This window comes from Pseudofrankia sp. EUN1h (assembly GCF_001854645.1).
Lineage (GTDB): Bacteria > Actinomycetota > Actinomycetes > Frankiales > Frankiaceae > Pseudofrankia > Pseudofrankia saprophytica.
This window is the reverse complement of sequence record NZ_MBLN01000049.1, coordinates 40,394-59,947: the sequence shown is the minus strand read 5'-3', so window position 1 is coordinate 59,947 and position 19,554 is coordinate 40,394. Positions and strand designations below refer to the sequence as shown.

The 19,554-nt window shown below is 75.5% G+C and carries 15 protein-coding genes; 10 read left to right on the top strand and 5 right to left on the bottom strand.

All coding sequences use genetic code 11. From position 1 onward, the window contains the following. Positions 1-66: 66 nt before the first annotated feature. From BCD49_RS15110 to BCD49_RS15100, 3 genes are all read right to left on the bottom strand, one after another. Positions 67-1,341 (bottom strand): hypothetical protein, encoded by a 1,275-nt coding sequence (locus BCD49_RS15110; RefSeq protein ID WP_007518798.1) that lies wholly within the window; start codon positions 1,339-1,341, stop codon positions 67-69. Then, the gene (locus BCD49_RS15105) at positions 1,338-1,916 is read right to left on the bottom strand and encodes a SigE family RNA polymerase sigma factor (RefSeq protein WP_007518797.1); all 579 of its coding nucleotides are present in this window, start codon (positions 1,914-1,916) and stop codon (positions 1,338-1,340) included. The genes BCD49_RS15110 and BCD49_RS15105 overlap by 4 nt, the downstream gene beginning before the upstream one ends. A gap of 157 nt (positions 1,917-2,073) precedes the next feature. Next, entirely contained in the window at positions 2,074-3,750 is a 1,677-nt protein-coding gene (locus BCD49_RS15100; RefSeq protein ID WP_007518795.1) for an amidohydrolase, read from the bottom strand. Between the two features lie 237 nt (positions 3,751-3,987). On the opposite strand from BCD49_RS15100, the gene BCD49_RS15095 reads away from it, so the two are divergent. The 5 genes from BCD49_RS15095 to BCD49_RS15075 all read left to right on the top strand — a co-directional run bounded on the left by BCD49_RS15095 (position 3,988) and on the right by BCD49_RS15075 (position 8,956). Beyond that, positions 3,988-4,611, top strand: coding sequence for a SigE family RNA polymerase sigma factor (locus BCD49_RS15095; protein ID WP_051466301.1), 624 nt, complete (start codon positions 3,988-3,990; stop codon positions 4,609-4,611). Next, on the top strand, positions 4,608-5,765 hold the full coding sequence (locus BCD49_RS15090; protein WP_007518791.1) for a hypothetical protein: 1,158 nt from the start codon (positions 4,608-4,610) through the stop codon (positions 5,763-5,765). Before BCD49_RS15095 ends, BCD49_RS15090 begins: the two co-directional genes overlap by 4 nt. A gap of 119 nt (positions 5,766-5,884) precedes the next feature. After that, on the top strand, positions 5,885-6,538 hold the full coding sequence (locus BCD49_RS15085; RefSeq protein ID WP_007518789.1) for a SigE family RNA polymerase sigma factor: 654 nt from the start codon (positions 5,885-5,887) through the stop codon (positions 6,536-6,538). Continuing rightward, entirely contained in the window at positions 6,535-7,785 is a 1,251-nt protein-coding gene (locus tag BCD49_RS15080; RefSeq protein WP_007518787.1) for a hypothetical protein, read from the top strand. The genes BCD49_RS15085 and BCD49_RS15080 overlap by 4 nt, the downstream gene beginning before the upstream one ends. 106 nt (positions 7,786-7,891) lie before the next feature. Next, positions 7,892-8,956 carry a hypothetical protein gene (locus BCD49_RS15075; protein ID WP_007518785.1) on the top strand — a complete coding sequence of 355 codons (1,065 nt, stop codon included), beginning with the start codon at positions 7,892-7,894 and terminating at the stop codon, positions 8,954-8,956. Between the two features lie 67 nt (positions 8,957-9,023). On the opposite strand, the gene BCD49_RS15070 is transcribed toward BCD49_RS15075, so the two are convergent. After that, positions 9,024-9,464, bottom strand: coding sequence for an Lrp/AsnC family transcriptional regulator (locus BCD49_RS15070; protein ID WP_198536141.1), 441 nt, complete (start codon positions 9,462-9,464; stop codon positions 9,024-9,026). 300 nt (positions 9,465-9,764) lie between these two features. Here BCD49_RS15070 and BCD49_RS15065 point away from each other — a divergent pair, with 300 nt between their 5' ends. From BCD49_RS15065 to BCD49_RS15045, 5 genes are all read left to right on the top strand, one after another. After that, complete coding sequence (locus BCD49_RS15065) at positions 9,765-10,865, top strand: 5'-3' exonuclease (RefSeq protein WP_007518780.1); 1,101 nt, start codon at positions 9,765-9,767, stop codon at positions 10,863-10,865. 452 nt (positions 10,866-11,317) lie between these two features. Continuing rightward, positions 11,318-13,663: an HAD-IB family hydrolase gene (locus tag BCD49_RS15060; RefSeq protein WP_071041602.1), complete on the top strand. Its 2,346-nt coding sequence runs from the start codon at positions 11,318-11,320 to the stop codon at positions 13,661-13,663. Beyond that, positions 13,660-14,967 (top strand): zinc-dependent alcohol dehydrogenase, encoded by a 1,308-nt coding sequence (locus BCD49_RS15055; protein WP_007518774.1) that lies wholly within the window; start codon positions 13,660-13,662, stop codon positions 14,965-14,967. The genes BCD49_RS15060 and BCD49_RS15055 overlap by 4 nt, the downstream gene beginning before the upstream one ends. 163 nt (positions 14,968-15,130) lie before the next feature. Continuing rightward, on the top strand, positions 15,131-16,711 hold the full coding sequence (locus tag BCD49_RS15050) for a lactate racemase domain-containing protein (protein WP_071041601.1): 1,581 nt from the start codon (positions 15,131-15,133) through the stop codon (positions 16,709-16,711). Continuing rightward, the gene (locus BCD49_RS15045; RefSeq protein ID WP_083401467.1) at positions 16,708-17,709 is read left to right on the top strand and encodes a lysophospholipid acyltransferase family protein; all 1,002 of its coding nucleotides are present in this window, start codon (positions 16,708-16,710) and stop codon (positions 17,707-17,709) included. Before BCD49_RS15050 ends, BCD49_RS15045 begins: the two co-directional genes overlap by 4 nt. Positions 17,710-17,757: 48 nt before the next feature. On the opposite strand, the gene BCD49_RS15040 is transcribed toward BCD49_RS15045, so the two are convergent. Continuing rightward, on the bottom strand, positions 17,758-18,804 hold the full coding sequence (locus tag BCD49_RS15040) for a hypothetical protein (protein WP_007518766.1): 1,047 nt from the start codon (positions 18,802-18,804) through the stop codon (positions 17,758-17,760). Between the last annotated feature and the right edge of the window lie 750 nt (positions 18,805-19,554).

The window sequence follows — 19,554 nt, the reverse complement described above, 5'->3', positions numbered from 1 at the left end:
GTGACACATGTTTGTTCTTGTGGTCGTGGGTGGCACCGCGTGGGCCGGATCAGAGCTGCCGGCCCCTCAGGGGATGGTCGGGCAGCGCAGCACGGGGGTCAGCGCGGCGCAGTAGCTCGCCGTCGTGACCTTCCAACGGCCGCCGGTGAGGACGAGACGCAGGTCGACGGGTATGGCCGCGTGCCGCTGACCGTCGGCGGTGAGCAGGTCGATTCTCGCCGTCACCTCGGCTTCGGTGGGGCTGAGGAACTGCGGGTCGGGCCGGTCGTCGCCCAGCCGGTCGTCGCCCACCTCGCCGAGCCCGACGAGCCGCAGGTCGTGGATCCGCGGTCCCCGCTTCGACAGGGCCTCGGTCAGTGCGGGGCGTGCCTGGTCGGGGGCGGTGAGGGCGGTGAGCATCGCGGCGCCGGTGGGGCCGTCGAACGCGGCGCGTGCGGCCTGGCGGATCCCGGCGAGGGCCGAGGCGCGTTGTGCCGGCGCGACGGCTGGCTGGGGGTCGACGGTGGCGGCGACTCCGATCCGCCCGATCGTGTCCGGGTCCGGACCGGTGACGATCACTCCGGCGGGGGCGCCCGGGACGTGGACGTACAGGGCGTAGGACACGGGTGGGATGTCGCCGGACGGGCTGGAGGACGGGCCGGACGGCCGGGCGTTGCGGCGGATGAGCACCGTGGACCGGGCGGGTATGCCAGGGGAATAGACCTCGGTCGCCGTCCAGTCACGGGAGAACATCTCGAAGCGGTCCCACTGGCGGCTCAGCTCGATGCCCGGTTCGGGGGACGTGCCGGTCGCCGGATCGGGCTGTACGCGCAGCACGGCGACGGTGTAGGTGGTCGCGGGGCTGGGCGGGTCGCCGCCGGCCAGCGCCTGGTCGACCTCGGCGACGGGGGCGAGTCCGAGCTCCTGCTGGATCGTCGGTCCCGTCCGGACGCTGGCGCCGGCCTGGTTGGAGGTCGGGCCGAGGACGGTGACGGTGTCGTCGTAGCGGGCGACCCCCGGGGGCAGCCAACCGAATGTCACGCCGTACAGGCGGACCCGGGTCTCGGGCTGGGTGTGCGCGGGGACGGTCGCCGGGGCGGCGTGGCGGGTCGCGCCGGTCAGGACGGTGACGCCGCCGGTGACGAGCGCGACGGCGGCGGCGACGGCGATCACGGCGGTCACGGCCCGGCGCTGGTGGCGGCGGCGGGTGATGACGGCGGCGCCGGTCGGCGCGGGCGGCATGATGCCGGCCGCCGCGGCGTCGAACTCGGCGCGCAGGCGGTGTTCGAACCCGGCCATCCCGGCCATCCCGGCGGGCTCGGCCGGCCCGGGGGCCTGGCCGGCCGGTTCGGGCGCCCTCATGTGGTCGCTCCCTTCGAGGACGGGTGCGGGGACGGCGCGAGCAACGGGGTCAGGGGGGGCGCCGAGGCGCCGAGGAGGGCGCGCAGGCGCAGCAGGCCGCGGGCGTTGTGGGTCTTGACGCTGCTGGGCGCGCAGCCGAGCTCGGCGGCGACCTGGGCCTCGGACAGGTCGCCGAAGTAGCGCAGCACGATCACCGCCCGCTGGCGGGGAGTGAGCTGGCGCAGCGCGCTCAGCAGGTCATGGCGGTCGGTGACCTGGCTGGCCTCGTCGGCGGTCCCGGCGGGCTCGTCGACGCCGGGGTCGTCCCAGTCGACGAGTCTCTCCCGGGTTCTCAGCCCGCGCCGGGCCCGGCTGACGGCGGCGTTCGCCAGCGACCGGCGCAGGTAGCTGTCGGGGTCGTCGATGTGCCGCCAGCGCCGGTAGGTGCGCAGCAGGACGTCCTGCAGCAGGTCCTCGCCCGCCTGCCGGTCGCCGGTGAGGAACACGGCGGTGCGCAGCAGGGTCATGCCGCGGTCGGCCACGTAGTCCTCGAACGACCGGTCGTCGCGGCGCGGCGCCGCGCCACCGTCGGGCATCCTGTCCCCTTCCGCCGGCTGGGTCCCTTCTCAGGACGCGGCGGCGGCCCGGTCCGGACGACAACCGGAGTCACAACATGAGACCAACGTATCCACGCCGGACGGGGGTTCGGTGGTCGGGACGCCGGGACGGCCCCGGAGGGGCTCGCGGGGGTGGTCAGCCATCGGCGCCTGCGCCGAACAGGTCGAACAGAACGGCGCCGGCCAGGACGGTGCGGGCGCATACCGGGTCCGGGCCGGTCAGGTCGGCCACCGGCGGCCTGGCCGGCTTCGCCGGTTCGGCCGCGCCGGCCAGGCCGGCTGGGAGGTGCCAGACGGCGAGGGTGGCGGGGTGACCGGGGGCGAGGGTGCCGGAACCGTCGGTGTCGGCGCGGGCGGCGTGCCAGCCGCCGTGGGTGGCGGCGCGCAGCGCGGTGACCGGGTCGAGGCGGGCCGCCGGGGTGTGGTGGCCGGCGGCGGCGCGGACGGCGCCCCACGGGTCGAGCGGGGTGACGGGCGCGTCGGAGGACAGCGCGAGGCTGACCCCGGCGGCGGTGAGCGCGGCGAACGGGTTCATCGCGCCGGCCCGGTCCGCGCCGAGCCGGGCGGCGTACATGCCGTCCGGTCCGCCCCAGGCGGCGTCGAACGCCGGCTGGACGACCGCGACGGCGCCGACGCGGGCGAGCCGGACGATCTGGTCGGGATGGGCGAGCTCACAGTGCTCGACCCGGGGCCGGCTGGCCGCGACCGGGCCGCGGCCGACGGTCTCGGCGGCGGCGTCCAGGCCGGCGAGGACGACGTCGAGCGCGCCGTCGCCGATGGCGTGGAACCCGGGCTGGCGGCCGGCGGCGACCGCGGTGAGCACGGTGTCGCGGACGGCGGCGGCGTCGAGCATCGGGCCGGGCCGGTGGCCGGGGCGGTCGGCGTAGGGGGCGCGCAGGGCGGCGGTGTGCGAGCCGAGCGACCCGTCGACGAACAGGTCCCCGCCGAGGCCGACGGCCAGCCGCCCGTCGGGGTCGAGGTCGGCGAGGACGGCCGGGTCACCCGCCCAGTAGCCGTGGATGGCGGGGCCGGGTTCGGCGGCGGCGTGGGCGAGCAGGGCGGCGAGGTCATCGGCGGAGGACACCTCGGGTCCGGCCATCTCGTGCAGCGCGGCGATCCCGAGGCGGGCCGCGGTGGTCCGCAGCCGCCGCCAGGCGCCGGCGCGCTGGGACGGGCTGATGGTGGCGTAGGCGTGGACGCGGGCGGCGTGGTGGGCGTCGTCGCGGGCCAGGCCGGCGCCGAGCCAGCCGGGCAGGCCGGCGGCGCCGGACGCCGCGGCCAGGGCGGTGGAGACGGCGGCGGTGTGGCCGTCGACGCGAGCGAGGTAGACGAGCCGGCCGGGTGCGGCCGCCTCGAGCTCGGTGGCGGTGGGGGCACGCCGCTCGGGCCAGCGGGTCTCGTCCCAGCCGGTGCCGAGTAGCGCCGCGCCCGGCTGGGCGCGGGCCGCGGCGGCGACGGCGTCGAGCGCCGCCGTCAGGGTGGGCGCGGCGGCGAGGGCGAGGCCGCCGAGGGCGAGCCCGGTGGCGGTGGCGTGGATGTGGGCGTCGACGAACGCGGGGGTGACGAGCGCCCCGTCGAGGTCGACGACCGCGTCGACGCCGCTGCCGGGCCCCGGCGCGCCGATCTCGTCGGGGTCGGCGCCGACCCAGGTGACGACGTCGCCGACGGTCAGCAGCGCGGTCGCGGCTGGGTGCGCCGGGCTGTGCACATGGCCGCCGCGGTAGAGCACGGCGCGCCCGGGCTCGTCCTGGCGGGCCGAGGGCCGGGTCGGCGCCGGCCGGGCCGGCGTCCGCGGCGCGGGTCGGCTGGTCACGCCCCCGAGTCTCCCGCCGCCCGGACCGTCCGCCGTGGCGACCCCGCCGCACAACCATGATCGGGTGGGTTCTTCGGCGCTACGACGCCGAAGAACCCACCCGATCATGAACCGGACGGTTGAGGCCCGCGCCGTGGCCGGCTGCGCTGGACGAGACCACGGCGAGTGGCGGGTGTGTCCACCGCGGCGGCCTCGGCGGCGTCTGAGGGAGGGATGGAACGGCGAAAGGGGACGCACATGCCGGACGGTGGCGGCCGGCCGCGCCGCGACGACCGGTCGTTCGAACTGTTCGTCGCCGACCGCGGGACGGCTCTGCTGCGCACCGCGGTGTTCCTCACCGGTGACCGGTACGCCGGGGAGGACCTGCTGCAGGACGTCCTGCTGCGGGCCTACCGGCGCTGGGACGACGTCGACGAGCCGGAGAGCTACCTGCGCCGTGCCCTGGTGAACGCCGCGACGAGCAGGTTCCGGTGGCGTGGCCGGGCCAGGGAGGAACTGGTCGACTGGTCGGCCGTTCCCGGCGACGGCGCCGAGCATGCCAGTCCGGCGGACGAGGCCGGCCAGGCCACCGACCGCCACGACCTGCTCGGCGCACTGCGCCGGCTGCCCGCGAAGCAGCGGGCGGTGATCGTGCTGCGCTATTTCGACGACCTGTCCGAGGCGCGGATCGCCGCGGAGCTCGGTTGCGGCCCGGGCACCGTCAAGACCCACGCCGCCCGGGGGCTGGCCCGGCTGCGCGAGCTGCTCGGCCCGGAGGCCGGAGCGGCACTGCCCCCCGCGCCGCCGTCCGGGGCGGCGCCGGCGCGACACGTCCAGCCCGCGTCCGCGCGGCCCGTGCCCATGAAGGGGGTGTCCCTGTGAGCAGGACGGACAGTCCGACGGCCTGCGCCGATCCCGCGGAGGTCGCCGAGTTCGAGCGTCACCTGCGGGCCGGGTTCGGCGCGGCCGCCCGCGGCATCCAGCTGCCGGCGACCGCCGGCGCCGCGGTCGTCGCCGGCGCCGGGCGGCATCGGCATCGGTGGGGTGGCCGGTCGGCGCCGCGGCGGCGCTGGGTGCTGGCCGGGGTCACCGTCGCGGTGGCCGTGGCACTGGTCGCCGCCGGCGTGACGGCACTGCCCCGGGTACTGCGCGACGACGACCGTGTGTCGGTGGTGGCGGCGGGCGGGGCGCGGGGGGTGCGGGCGACCGTCTACGGGGTGTCCCTCGGCTGGCTGCCGGACGGCGTGATCTCTCAGCGCGGCGACTATGCCCGCACCTCGCAGGACTTTCCGTACCGCCAGTGGTGGGTGTATCAGGCCGGGTTCTCCAGGCCCGAGACCGGGGAGGGGACGCAGGATCCGCGCGAAACCGTGACGGTGACGGTCACCCGCTCCGGTGACGGTGACCGGCTGCGCAGCCTGGAGGAGCTGCGCCGGTCGGTCGAGGCGGGCCCGCCGTCCTCGGTCGTGACATCCACGACAGTGGGCCCCCGGCCCGCGCTGCTGGCCGCCTACCCGGAGAACGGCTGGTACCTCGTGTACTGGGTGGTGGACGGACCGGGCGGCGACCGAACCTCGGTGGAGGTTCTCGGGGCGGATCAGGCCACGGTGCTGCGGATCGCGCGCGCGGCGGTCGTCGGCCCGCCGCCCGGGCCGGCCGACCGGCCCGCCGCTGTCGACCAGATACGCGCGGCGGCGCGGGCCGCCTTCGACAGCCCGGCCGGAACCAAGGCCCTGGCCGCTGTGGCCGACGGGGCACGCCTGCGACCGGCGCTGGAGAAGGCGCTCGCGGCGGACCCGGATGGCGCGCGGAATGTCCGGTCAGCGGAGTTCGACGACGCCGACGTGGTTTTCCTCAACGACACCGAGGCCGCGGTGAGGCGGCCGGTCATCACCACTCCCGGCGATGAGGAGACCGGCCAGCTGGACGAGGCGGCGCGGTTCGTCGACACCGCCGACGGCTGGAAGATCACAGCTGTGAGCTACTGCCACGCCCTGGCCCGGGTCTGGTCGTCCACGGCGTGCGGCACCGGCTGAGACCGCGCGCCGTCCGCCCTGCTCGTCCGCCGTGTGCGGCTCAGGAGGCCCTGGCTCATCGTGGGCCGCGGCTGGCGCGTCTGGACTGCGACAGAACGGACACAGGCGGGGAGCCGAGGGTGCGTGCGGATGATGAGCGGGCTTTCGAGGAGTTCGTGGCCAGGACGGCCAACCGGCAGCTGCTGAGCGCGGTTCTGCTGACCGGCGGCGACTGGGCGGCCGCCGAGGACCTCGTCCAGGGGGCGTTCGAACGGGTCTACCTGCGCTGGGACAAGATCGGCGCCGGCCGTGAGGACGCCTACCTGCGCCGCGCGGTGGTCAACGGCGCCACCAGCCGCTGGCGGCGGCTGCGGGCCCGGGTCAGCGAGGTGCCGCTGGTCGTCGACGGCGAATGGACCGCCGACGTGGCCTCGACGGGCCCCGACCACGCCGACCGGATGACCCAGCGTGACAGCCTGGTCGGCGCCCTGCGCGCCCTGCCCCCGCGGCAGCGCGCCGTCGTCGTCCTGCGCTACATCGACGACCTGGCCGAGGCCGACGTCGCCGCCGCCCTGGGCTGCTCACTGGGCTCGGTACGCAGCCAGGCCTCCCGCGGCCTGGCGAAACTGCGGGCCAGCGAGCACCTGCGGGCCCTGGACCCGGCGGTGGTCTCGGGCCGTGTACGCGCCATGGCACCGCCCGGCGCGCCGGACATCCTGACGAACGAACCCCGCTCCCAGACGGCGGCGCCAGTGGCGACGGCCGCGCAGGCGACGAAGGAGGACACGCGATGAGCATCACCGACCACGATCTGCGGACGCGGCTGCGTGCCCTGCCCACCGAGCTGCCCCAGCGCGTCTTCGCCCCGGCGTTCCCCGGCGCTGTCCGCGCCGGCGCCCGCCGCCGCCGCAACCGGGCACGGGTCGCCGGTGCCGCGGCACTCGCCGTCCTCGTCGCCGTCGGCGTGGGCGTTCCCGTCGGCCTGCTGGCCGGCTCCGGGCGGACAGGCGCGAGCGTCGTCCCCGCCAGGACCCCTGTGTTCTCCTTCGGCGGCTTCTCCGTGACCTGGTTGCCCGACGGGCTGACCCACAAGCTGAACACCGCCGCCTACGGCCCCGTCGATGGCGCAGGGCACGGTCTGCCGCCGGGCCAGGCCGGGAGCCTTCCCGGGAACCTGACCCGCCGTGTCGTCGCGGCCGACCCGACGACGTTCGGGAGCCTGTTCGCCACCACCGACGCCCGGTCCGACGCCAACCCGTCGGCGGCCTGGGTGACCGTGACCTGGCGGTCGCAGACCACCACGAACGTGCACACGATGAGGCAGAGCGTCGACTCGTTCGTGGAGGGCGGCGGCGGGAACGTCGACGTCACGCCGGACACCGTCGCCGGCCGGCCGGCGCTCGTCCTGCGCCATGACACGGCCACCGAGGCCCAGTTCGCCTCGCCGCCGTCCGGCCAGCCGACCTCGCCGCCGGCAGCCAGCCGCTACCAGACGGCGCTGGAATGGGTCGACGCGACCGGCATCGTGCTGTCGGTCGAACTGAACGGGCCGAGCTATCCCGACACGGCGGTGGCGCACCGGATCGCCGACGGCATCGTGCTGGGCACGATGCCCACGCTCGCGGGCTACACGCCGCCAGGCGCGGCGCCGGTCCCGGTCGACGCCGCGACGGCGGCCAGTGCGCGCGCCGCGATCGAGGCCGTCTACACCGCCGGCACGCCGGACGACCGGTGGGCCGCCGCGCTGCAGGAGGGCCCGGACCTGCTCACGGTCCGGGCCAAGACGGCCCGGCTGTTCCCCGGCCTCGCCAGCACCCTGAAGGCCACGGTCGACACGATGACCCGGGTCGACGCCGACACGGTCCAGGCCAGCGTGCTGCTGTCGTTCACCGACCCGACGGTGCCGACGGCGCTCGGTACCGACGCACTGCCCATCGGGGTGACGGTGGCCCGCGGCACCGAAGGCTGGCAGGTCACCCGGGCCAGCTACTGCGACAACATCGCCTCCCTGCAGGTCCCGGCCCTGTCGCTGGCCTGCTGAGCGCGCCCTCCGCTGCCATGCCCGGCGGGGCGCGGCGAAGGGTGTCAGCGTGGCCGGGTCCGGCCGCGTCTTGAGGGCACGGAAGGCGGCGGAAGGGGACGAACAGATGCCGAATGTGGGCGCGAGGCCGAGCGCCGAACGGCTGGCCGGGACTCGTCGGCGGGCGTGGGCTGGCGTGACCGTGGCGGCCGCTGTCGCCATGGTCGCCCTGCCGGGATGCGGGGCCGGAACGGGCCAGGAGGAGGTCGTCGCGTCGACGGCCCGGCCGTCCTCGGCCGTGCCCGGCGAGCGACCGACGGGGCCGGCCGCGGTGTTCGGGGTGACGATCGGCTGGCTGCCCGACGGCATGGTGAAGACCGGCGACATCTTCGGCGCGGGTGGCGGCGAGGTGCGGGACTCCAGCGGGCGGGTGGTGCCAGCTTTCGCCTCACAGACGGCGAGGTTCGCGACGCAGTCCGACGTCGCGGCCGTGCGCGCCGCGGACAAGGTCCGGCTCGACGGGCCGCAGTACCAGGTCGGCGTGAGCCGCGGCCAGGTGCATCGGCCTTCCCCGGAGGAACAGCGGCGCACGACGGCCAAGACGGGGGTGACCTACGAGGACGTGACGGTCGCGGGTCACCCAGCGACCTTGGTGCATCTCCCCGGGCCCCAGCCGGACTTCGCGTGGGGCGTGCACTGGTTCGACGGTATCGACGGTGAGAACGCGCGTGTCGAGGTGGGCGTCAACGGCACGGACCTGGATGTCGTGCTGCGGATCGCGCGGAACCTGACGCTCGGCCCGCCGCCACCCGGTCCGGCCGATCCGGGCTCGGCGGTGGCGGGGGTCCAAGCCGCCGCGCGCCGGGCGTTCGACGGGTCGACGGGGCTGGCGATGCTCGACGCCGTCGACGACACCGACGGCCGGGCCCGGCTGTCCGTGGACAAGGGGCTGTCGGAGGAGCCGACGGCCAGTGCCACGGTCCGGGTGGTCGCCGTCGGGCCTGTCGTCTTCCTCAGCCCGCGGGACGCCGGCGCCGAGGTGAAGATCAGCTATCCGGACGAGCCGGGGCTGGACGGGCCTGTCGCGAACGATGTCCGGTTCGTGCTGACTCCGAGCGGCTGGAAGGTGACCCAGCTGAGCTTCTGCGGGGGCATGGCCCAGGTGTTCCGCTCCTGCCCGTCCGGGTTCTGAGCCCGCCGCCCCCGCCGGCCCGTCGGCACTGCCGGCGGGCACCGGCGGTCGGGGCCTGGAGGGCTGGCTACAGCGCCGGGGGGCGGCCCTCGTAGGGGGTGGACAGGACGACGAGGGTGCGGGTGGAGACGTTCGCGGCGGCGCGGACCTGTTGCAGGAGGGTCTCCAGGTCGGCGGGGGCGGCGACGCGGGCCTTGAGCAGGTAGCTCTCCTCGCCGGCGACGGAGTGGCAGGCCTCGATGGCGGTGAGGTGGCGCAGCCGGTCGGGGGCGTCGTCGGGCTGCGACGGGTCGATCGGTTTGATCGAGATGAACGCGGTCAGCGGCAGGCCGACGAGCGCCGCGTCGACCTGCGCGGCATACGAGGTGATCACGCCGCGCTGTTCCAGGCGGCGGACGCGCTGGTGGACCGCGGACACGGACAGCCCGGTGGTCCTGGCGAGGTCGGTGAAGCTCATCCGCCCGTCGTTGCACAACAGCCGCACTATGTGGCGGTCGAGATCTTCCAGCACGAGGGGCAGCGTAGGGCCTGGCCGGACGGCCCGTTCACCGGTGATCCGCCGGGTGCGGCGTGGTCCAGCGGCCGGCCGTTGGACCACGCCCGCGGCTGTCAGGAAGTTGCCTCGCGCGATGGCACCAATGGGCTAGTGGGAGGCATGCGTGGAGACGTGGAAGGCTACCGGGGGTGACGCAACCAGCGGGATGTGGTAAAGGCGCGGCGTCTGGCTGAGAGGTCGGGGCGTCGCCTGGGTGTGTCCGTACCGGGCGGGGCTGTCGGGTTGTCGGTGGGCCATGCCAGGGTGGGCGGTGTGGATGGGACAGAGCGGGGCGGTGGGCTGGCGCTGCTGGACACGCCGTCGCTGTACTTCCGGGCGTTCTACGGCGTCCCGCGGTCGGTGACGGCACCGGACGGGACGCCGGTGAACGCGGTGCGGGGGCTGCTCGACGTGCTCGCCCGCCAGATCCTGGACCTTCGGCCGCGGCACCTGGTCTGCTGCTTCGACGCGGACTGGCGCCCGGCGTTCCGCGTCGAGCTGGTCGCGTCGTACAAGGCGCACCGGGTCGCCGAGGTGCTCGAACCGGCCGCGGCGCCGGCGGCTGTACCCGTCGCCCCCGTGGCCCCGGTCGTCGACGGCGGCGGGGCCGAGGCCGGCGCGGGTGGCGACGGTGGCGTGCAGGTCGAGGAGGTGCCCGACGAGCTGACGCCGCAGCTGCCGGTCATCGACGACATGCTCGACGCGTTCGGCATCGCCCGCGCCGAGGCCGACGGGTTCGAGGCCGACGACGTCATCGGCACGCTCGCGACCCGGTTCCCCTACGGCGGCGACGGCTGGGCCGTCCGCGACCCGGCGCCGGGGCAGGGGCCGCCGGCGGGGGGCTGGGCGGGGCCGGTGGACGTGCTGACCGGCGACCGGGACCTGTTCCAGCTGATCCGCGACGACGTGCCGGTGCGGGTCCGCTACTCGGTGGAGAAGTTCGCCCTCGTCGACGAGGCGGCGGTGGCCGCCCGCTACGGCGTGCCGGGCCGGGCCTACGGCGACTTCGCGGCGCTGCGCGGCGACCCGTCCGACGGGCTGCCCGGGGTGGCGGGAATCGGCGCGAAGACGGCGGCGGCGCTGCTGACCCGGTTCGGGTCGCTCGCCGGCGCGCTGGCCGCGCTGGACGCCGGCCAGCAGGACGGCTTCCCGGCCGGGGCCCGGCGACGGCTGGAGGCCGCCCGCGACTACCTGGACCGGGCCGAGGTGGTCGTGCGGGTCGTGCCGGACGTGCAGCTGCCCCCGCTGCGCACCGCGCTGCCCGCTGCCCCGGCCGACCCGGACCGGGTGCTGGCCCTGGCCGAACGCTGGGGCCTCACGTCCGCGGCGACCAGGCTGGCCCGCGCCCTGGCGACCACCGCCGCCGCCGGCTGACGGCGCGGCCACCGCCCGGGGCCGGGAGATATCGCCCACACCGGGGCAAGAGGAGCCGGCCGAGATGGGCGGGGCGGCGATGTTGGGCCCGGTCGGCGCGGGCCTACCGGATCGGTGGGCGCCCGCGGTACAGACTGCGGGTGCCGGGCATCGGGCCGGGCGTCCGTCGGGGCGGCTGACGGCGCGGCTGGCGGCGCGGCGGCCGGGTGCCGGCGCCGCCAGGTCGGTGGGCCGGTAGTTTGACCAGTCATACTCCGGCTCGGGCAGCACGCGCGCGCGAATGATTCGGCCAGGACACCGCCTGTGGGTCCATCGCCGCCTACCGTTGCCCAGCGGATGAGTCGGTGCGGTAGTCACGGAGCGAAGGAGTGCGCGCGGAGGTGTCGTCGGAGGGGATGGACGACGGCGCCGGAGCGCGTGCACGACGAAGCGGAGCAGAGACGAGGTGACGGGTGGGGCTGCGCGAGCGGCTCGCGGGTAGGCGCGTGTACATGACCGGGGTGACGGGATTCGTCGGTGAGGCGCTGTTGGAGCGCCTGCTGTCGGACTTCCCGGACACCCGGGTCGTCGCGCTGGTACGGCCCCGCGGCGGGCAGGACGGGGCGTCGCGGCTGCGGCGCCAGCTGCGCAAGCCCGCGTTCAAGGCACTGCGGGAGAAGGTGGGCGAGGGGGCCGTCGAGAAGCTGGCGGCCCGGGTCGAGGTCGTCGACGGGGACCTGGCGTCGATGCCGGACATCCCGGCCGACGTCGACCTGGTGATCCACTGCGCCGGTGAGGTGTCGTTCGACCCGCCGGTCGACGAGGGGTTCACGACGAACATCGGCGGCGTGCAGGAGCTGCTGCGCGCGGCCCGCGCCGGTGGCGCGTCGCCACACATCGTGCACGTGTCGACGGCGTACGTGGCCGGGCTGCGTTCGGGCCACATCGCCGAGGGGCGGCTCGCGCACGACGTCGACTGGGTGGCGGAGAAGGCCGCCGCCGGCCGTACCCGCCAGGYCGCGGAGGACGCGTCGCGTACGCCGGAGCGCTCGGCCCAGTTCCTGGCGGAGGCGCAGGCCAAGCACCTGCGCGCCGGGGCGCAGTCGGTGTCGCGGGACGCCGAGGACCGCCGCCGCCAGTGGGTGCGTGACCGGCTGGTCCGCTCCGGGGCGGAGCGGGCGCAGGTACTCGGCTGGACGGACTGCTACACGTTCACCAAGGCGCTCGCGGAGCGCTGCCTGGAGGACTCCCACGGCGACCTGCCGCTGACGATCGTCCGGCCCTCGATCATCGAGTCGGCGCTGGCGCGGCCGTTCCCGGGGTGGATCGAGGGCTTCAAGATGGCGGAGCCGCTGATCCTCGCCTACGGCCGGGGCGAGTTCCCCGACTTCCCGGCGTCCCCGGACGCCACGATCGACATCATCCCGGTGGACCTGGTCGTCAACGCGATCCTCGCCGCCGCCGCGCAGACGCCGCCAGCGGCCGAGCCGGCGTACTACACGGTGTGCTCCGGGTTCCGTAACCCGCTGCTGTTCCGGGAGCTGTTCGAGCACGTCCACGAGTACTTCCAGGAGCATCCGCTGCCGAAGCGGGGCCGCGGACCGATCGCGGTGCCCGAGTGGCCGTTCGCCGGGGCGAGGGCGGCCGAGGCGAAGCTGCGCAACGGTGAGCGGGTCGCGGCCGTCGCCGGCCGGGTGCTCGAGCACGCCCCGCGCTCGGAGAAGGTCCGCCGCTGGGCGCAGGAGTTCGACCGGTTCGAGTCACGGGTCGGGTTCCTGCGCCGCTACGCCGACATCTACCGGGCGTACACGAAGGCCGAGCTGGTCTACGTCGACGACGCGACGAAGGCGCTCTTCGACGGCCTCGACGAGGCCGACCAGGCCGACTTCAACTTCGACCCGGCCTGCTACGACTGGTACCACTACCTGCAGGAGGTGCACTTCCCGGCGGTCACCGCGATCCTGCGCAGGCCGCGGGACCCGGCGCCGCCCAAGCGCAGCGGCGTGAACCTGCCGGCGAACCCGGACGCGCTCGCGGTGTTCGACCTCGACGGGACGCTGGTCACCTCGACGGTGATCGAGTCGTACCTGTGGCTGCGGCTCGCGGACGAGGCGCCGGCGGGCCGGGCGCGGGAGCTGGCGGGGCTCGGGGCGGTGCTGCCGCGTTTCCTGCGGGCGGAGCGCACCGACCGGGGACATCTGATCCGGTCGGTGTACGCCCGGTACAAGGGCGCGGACCCGGAGGAGCTGGCGAGGATCATCGACGAGGTGGCGGGTGACATCCTGCTGCGGCGGGTGAAGCCGGCGGCGATCCGCCGGGTGCGGGCGCACCGGCAGGCGGGGCATCGCACGGTGCTGCTGACCGGGTCGGTGGACTTCCTGGTCCGGCCGCTGGCGCCGCTGTTCGACGAGGTCGTCGCCTCGAAGCTGACGGTCGGCGCGGACGGGCTGCTGACCGGGAAGCTGGCGTCGTCGCCGCTGGTCGGGGACGCCCGGGCGGCGTTCCTCGACCACTTCGCGGGCCGGGTCGGCGCGGACCTGTCGTCGTCGTGGGCCTACGGGGACTCGCAGTCGGACATCCCGATGCTGCGGGCGGTCGGCAACCCGGTGGCGGTCAACCCGGACCTGGCACTGTTCCGCCTGGCGAAGGCGAACGGCTGGGCGGTCGAGGAGTGGCCGTCGACGCCCGGGGAGCCGCGGGCGGTCGTCCCGTCGCTGCGGGAACGGTCGCTGTTCCACGCGGCCCGCACCGCCGCGGCCACGCTCACCGGCGTCGGCACCGGTGCCGGTGCCGCCGGGCGGGACGGGGGTGCGCGGTGAGCCGCGGACTGGAGCTGTACCGGTCGATGCCGCGCTACGCCGCGGCCCGGGTCCTCTCGAGCAGGGTCCCGTCGCTGGCGGGGGCGGCGGCGACGTCGGCCGCGCCGCTGCGGCTGGTCGACAAGGGCGACCCGGCACTGCCAGGCAGCGGCTGGGTGACGGTGCGACCGACGCTGTCGGGGATCTGCGGGTCGGACCTGGCGACCGTCACCGGCCAGTCGTCGTTCTACTTCTCGCCGCTGGTGTCGATGCCGTTCACGCCGGGCCACGAGGTCGTCGGCACGTTGCAGTCCGACGCGGCGCTGCCCGACGGCACCGTCTACAAGGCCGGGAGCCGGGTCGTCATCGACCCGGTGCTCGGCTGCGCGGCCCGCGGCCTGGAACCGTGCGCGCACTGCGCGGCGGGCCTGACGAGCCGCTGCGACCGGGTGACGGTCGGGCACCTGTCGCCGGGGCTGCAGACCGGGTACTGCAAGGACACCGGCGGTGGCTGGGCGCGGGCGCTGGTCGCCCACCACAGCCAGCTGCACCCGGTGCCGGGCGACCTGACCGACGAGCGGGCCGTGCTCGTCGAGCCGCTGGCCACCGCGGTGCACACCGCCGGGCGGGCGAGGGTGGCTCCCGGGGACCGGGTGCTGGTGATCGGTTCCGGGGCGGTCGGCCTGTTCACGCTGCTGGCGCTGCGGGCGTACACCCAGGCGGCGCACATCACCGTGGTCGCGAAGCACCGCCGCCAGGTGGAGCTCGCGCGGCGGTTCGGCGCGGACGAGGTGCTGTCCCCGTCGGACGCGCTCGGCGGGGTGCGCCGCGCGACCAGGGCGCTGCGCGCCGAGCCGGAGCTCGGCGGGCCGTTCCTGCTCGGCGGGGTCGACGTCGCCGTCGACTGCGCCGGCTCGTCGTCGTCGCTGTCGACCGCGCTGCGGGTGACCCGCGCGGGTGGGCGGGTCGTGCTGTCGGGCGTGCCGTCGGGGTCGGTGGACCTGACGCCGCTGTGGTACCGGGAGCTGGAGCTCGTCGGCACCTACGCGTCGTCGGGCCGGACCGGCCGGCCCGCGGACGCGGCCACCGGCGCCGGGCCGGAGCTGGAGACGGCGGGCTCGGGCGCGGCGGCCGGGGTGGACGGCGCGGCAGGGGCCCGGTCCGACTTCGGCCGGGCGTTCGAGCTGGCCGCGTCCGCGCCGCTGGACGGGGTCGTCTCGGCGGTCTACCCGCTGGCGCGCTGGCGGGAGGCACTGGACCATGCGCTGTCCGCCGGCCGGCTCGGCGCGGTGAAGGTCGCGTTCGACCCGACGATGTCGGCATGACCGACCTGGACACCCGGCTGCGCGCCGCCGACGATGCCGCAGACACCACCGCGGCGCGGGCCGCCGCGGCCGCACAACCGGCCCGGCCCGCGGCCGGGGTGGATTTCCGAACAGCCCGACACGGCGGCAGGCGCCGGCCGTGCGGGCCCGCGATGAGGGGAACGTGGCTGTGAGACCGGGGTTCGTGCTCGAGGTCGACGAGCGGACTCCCCCGCTGCTGGTGCACCAGGGTGAGGGTCTGCTGCTGGAGCAGTTCCCGTTGGGGACGCGCGTGGTGTACCCGCCGGAGTCGCTGCCCGGTGTGTCGGACGTGGAGGCGGTGATCGCCGACGCGCTCGAGCATCCGCAGAACAGCGAGCCGCTGAAGGCGCTGCTGTTCCCCGGGATGAAGCTGACGATCGCGTTCGACGACCTGTCGATCCCGCTGCCGAGGATGCGCCGCCCGGACATCCGCCAGCGGGTGATCGAGCAGGTGCTGACGCTGGCCGCCGAGGCCGGGGTCGACGACGTCCATCTGATCGTCGCGACGGCACTGCACCGGCGGATGACCGCCGCCGAGATCGAGTACGTCGTCGGGGAGCGGGTGTTCCGGTCGTTCTGGCCGGACAACCTGTACAACCACGACGCGGAGGACCGCGACAACCTGCTGCACATCGGGGTCACCGACCACGGCGAGGACGTCGAGATCAACCGGCGGGCCGCCGAGTCGGACCTGATCGTGTACGTGAACGTGAACCTGGTCGCGATGGACGGCGGGCACAAGTCGGTGCCGATCGGGCTGGCGTCGTACAACAGTCTGCGCCATCACCACAACAGCCACACGATGCTGCACTCGAACTCGTTCATGGACCACACCCGCTCGGCGATGCACTCGTCGGCGTGGCGGATGGGCCGGCTCCTCGCCCAGCACGTCAAGATCTTCACGGTCGAGACGACGGTGAACAACCAGGCGTTCCCGGAGAAGTACGGCTTCCTGACGAAGCGCGAGTGGGAATGGTCGCGCAAGGACCAGGCGATGGCCTACGGGATGACCGCCGCGCTGCCGAAGCTGCCCGCCCGGCAGCGCCACCGGCTGTTCCAGAACATCGTCGCCGACTACCAGGTCACCGCCGTGAACGCCGGCGAGACCGAGGCGGTGCACGAGAAGACCCTGGAGTCGGTGCACCGCCAGCAGCTCGTCGAGGTCGACGGCCAGTCCGACGTGCTGATCGTCGGCCTGCCGTACATCRGGCCGTACAACTCCGACGCGGTGATGAACCCGATCCTCGCGACCTGCCTGGGGCTCGGCTACTTCTTCAACATGTACCGGGGCAAGCCGCTGGTCCGGCACAAGGGCGCGATGATCCTGTACCACCCGGTGACGCCCGAGTTCACCCAGCTGCACCACCCCTCCTACGTGGACTTCTACGAGGAGGTCCTCGCCGAGTCGACGGACCCGGCGACGATCGAGGCGAAGTTCGAGAAGCAGTACGCGACCGACCCCTGGTACATCCACCTGTACCGGACCTCGCACGCCTACCACGGTGTCCACCCCTTCTACATGTGGTACTGGGCGACGCACGGCATGGACCACCTCGGCGACGTCGTCTGGGTCGGCGGGGACCGCAGGGCGTGCGCCCGGATGGGGTTCCGCGCGGCCTCGACGTTCGCGGACGCGCTGGAGATGGTGTCGGGAACGGTCGGCCGGGACCCGTCGATCACCTACCTGCACTCGCCGCCGCACGCGATCGCGGACGTCCGGTGAGCCGGGTCAGCGGGGCGTCGGGCCGGCCGGTGCGGGCAGGCTCGTCGTCATCCTCGTCGCGCAGCCCCGGGGTGGGGCTGCGCCAGGCGACCCGCGGGTTCCGCCTCGGCGGGCAGCGGCTGGTACCCGCGTCGGCGCAGGAGTTCCGGCCGCCGCTGGCGGGCCGGGAGTTCCCGACGGCGTGGGCGCGGGGCCCGGCGGCCCGGACGGCCCGGGCGGCGTTCCTCGGTGGGATCATGGACCCACTGCTGCACTCCCAGCTGACGTGGACGGTCGAGGGCGCCGACGTGTTCGCCGACCTGGGCGAGCAGCCGGCGCTGATCGTGGCGAACCACGCGAGCCACCTGGACGCCACGGTGCTGCTGTGCGCGCTGCCGGCGGCGGTGCGGGAGCGCACGGTGGTGACCGCGGCGGCGGACTACTTCTTCGAGTCGACGTGGCGGGGCCTGTCGACGGCGCTGGCGTTCGGCACGGTGCMGATCGACCGCAGCGGCGGCGCCCCGTCGACGACGCCGGTGGACCTGCTGCGTGACGGCTGGAACCTGGTGATCTTCCCGGAGGGCACCAGGTCCCCGGACGGGGCGCGGGGCCGTTTCAAGCTCGGCGCCGCGTTCCTGGCGATCAACGCGGGGGTGCCGGTGGTGCCCGTCGGGCTGCGCGGCACGTTCGCGGCGATGCCGCGGGGCCGGTCGTGGCCGGTGCCGGGCCGCCCCGAGGTGTCGGTGCGGTTCGGCCGGCCGCTGCGAGCTGGCGAGGACGACGACGTCCGCGGCTTCACCGCCCGGCTGACCGCCGAGGTCGACCGGCTCGTCACCGAGGACGAGACGTCCTGGTGGGCTTCCCTGCCCCGGCCCGGCCAGCCCGCACCGCCGCCCGGTGGTTCCCGCGCGGCCGTCCCGGCACCCGGCGGCGGCGAGCCGGCCCGGTGGCGCAAGGTGTGGGCGGCGACGGAGCCACCCGCGCCCACCCGACCCCGCTCCCCCTGGGCCCGCGACTAAGCCGGAACGCCGCCGCCGGCCCGGCCCTGCCCGGGGCCGGAGGCGGCGTCACGGGCCGGCGCTGGCCATGGCGAACCGGCCGGTGAGCACGTGCACCCCGCCGTGGCGGCGCAGCCGGCCGGTGGCGATGACCGGTTCCCTGGTCCGGTACGCGCGGATCGCCTCGTCGTACTCCGCGCCGGACACGGGAACCTGCACGGTGCGCGGGGTCGACCGGCCGACGACGCCGTCGATCGTGGCGACCCCGCCGTCGTCGGCCTCGCCGCGGTCGAGCCGGATGACCTGTCCGTACACCGCCGTCCTGGGCCGCTCGGACAGGGCGGCGAGGGTGTCCCGCAGCCGCAGCAGCGCCTCGGTGTCGCGGCGGCGCAGCGCCAGCCGGACCACCGCCGGGGTGTCCAGCCCGGCGCGCGGCGCCCAGTAGAACGCCAGCTCCAGCAGGTGCACCCGCGGCGCGGTCACCATCCCGAGCAGTGCGTCGCACAGGTCGACGCTCACCCCGCGCAGCACCAGCCCAGACGGCGCCGTTCCAGCGTCGGCCGGGCCGCCGCCTGTCCCGCCGGCCGCCGGGACGCCGGCCGCCGGCGCTGCCAGCGCCAGGCGGTGAGGCGCGCGGTGCTCACGGACCGCGTCGGTGACCTCGACGAGCGCGCCCGCCAGCGTCGTGCCCACCCGCCGCTGGAACGGCGCCAGCCGCACCGCGCCCGCTGCCCAGGGCACGGACGCGGCCGTGCCCTGGGCAGCGCCGGGCACAGGGTCGTCGTCGAGCCGGGTGAAGACCGCCAGCAGCGGGCTGTCCGCCTCGGCGTGGACGAACCGGACGTCCCGTTCGACGAACGCCTTCACCACGTCCGGGCGCCGCCCGGCGAACCGCGACGCCGGTCCGATGGCCGCCATCGCGGCGGCCTGCATCAGCCGGGCGACCCCGACGAGCAGCGCCCTGGCCTGACCGAGCGACACCCCCGCCGTGGCGTCGTCGGCCTCCAGCCGCAGGTGCAGCACGTCCGCCGGGCCGGCGGCCCGGGTAGCCGGCCCCCCGCTGGCCCGGCCGGGCGCGACCAGGCTCACCGGAGCCGTGGCCGCCTCGCCACTCACCGGGCACCCCCGAGCGCCCGTCCCGCCGTCGGGAGCGCCGGATGGTGTCGCCGCCGCGCCGTGGCGCCGCCTCCCGCGTGCGCGGCCCCGCCGCGCCGCACTGTCATCGCCATGCCAGGCCTCTCGTCCTCGTCAGCCGCCGTCGGCCACGGCGGATGACCGCCGGCCGCGAGCCCGGGCCGTGCCACCGGGCGGGACCGAGCGTGGATCGGCCGAGGCGGGCCGAACAGGCCCTGTGGAAAGGCGCTGTTCGTCCACAGGGGTGGTGGAACCACGGCCACCTCGGCGCCGCCGGCGGGCCGGCTGGAGACCCATCCCGCCCGTCGCGGACCACAATGGCCTCCCATCCAGTAAATGTGAGATCCGTCACATGATGATCGACATGTGGATAACCCTGTCGACAGCACGGTGGGTAACTGGGGTCACCCTGGGGACCGAGGGGGTACGGGCTGGGGATCGCCTGTGGGACATGGCTGATCCCGCCAACAGGCCGGATGTCAAGGCGTTGAACGAGATCGGCCCGCAGGTATCACTGGGTGCATGGCCCTGATGCACCGGCTCCGCCGCGACGAGACAATCACCGACGAGGCGGCCCGCCGCGCCGCCGTGGCGGCCCCGGGCCTCGTCCCGGCACCCGGCCTCGCGCACCGCGCCACCGTCGGTCGCCCACCGGCCGCCACGGTCCGGGCGGCCGGTCCGGGCGTCCCCCTCCTGGCCCCGGCGGCCCTGCCGCCGAGCGTCGCCCGCGTC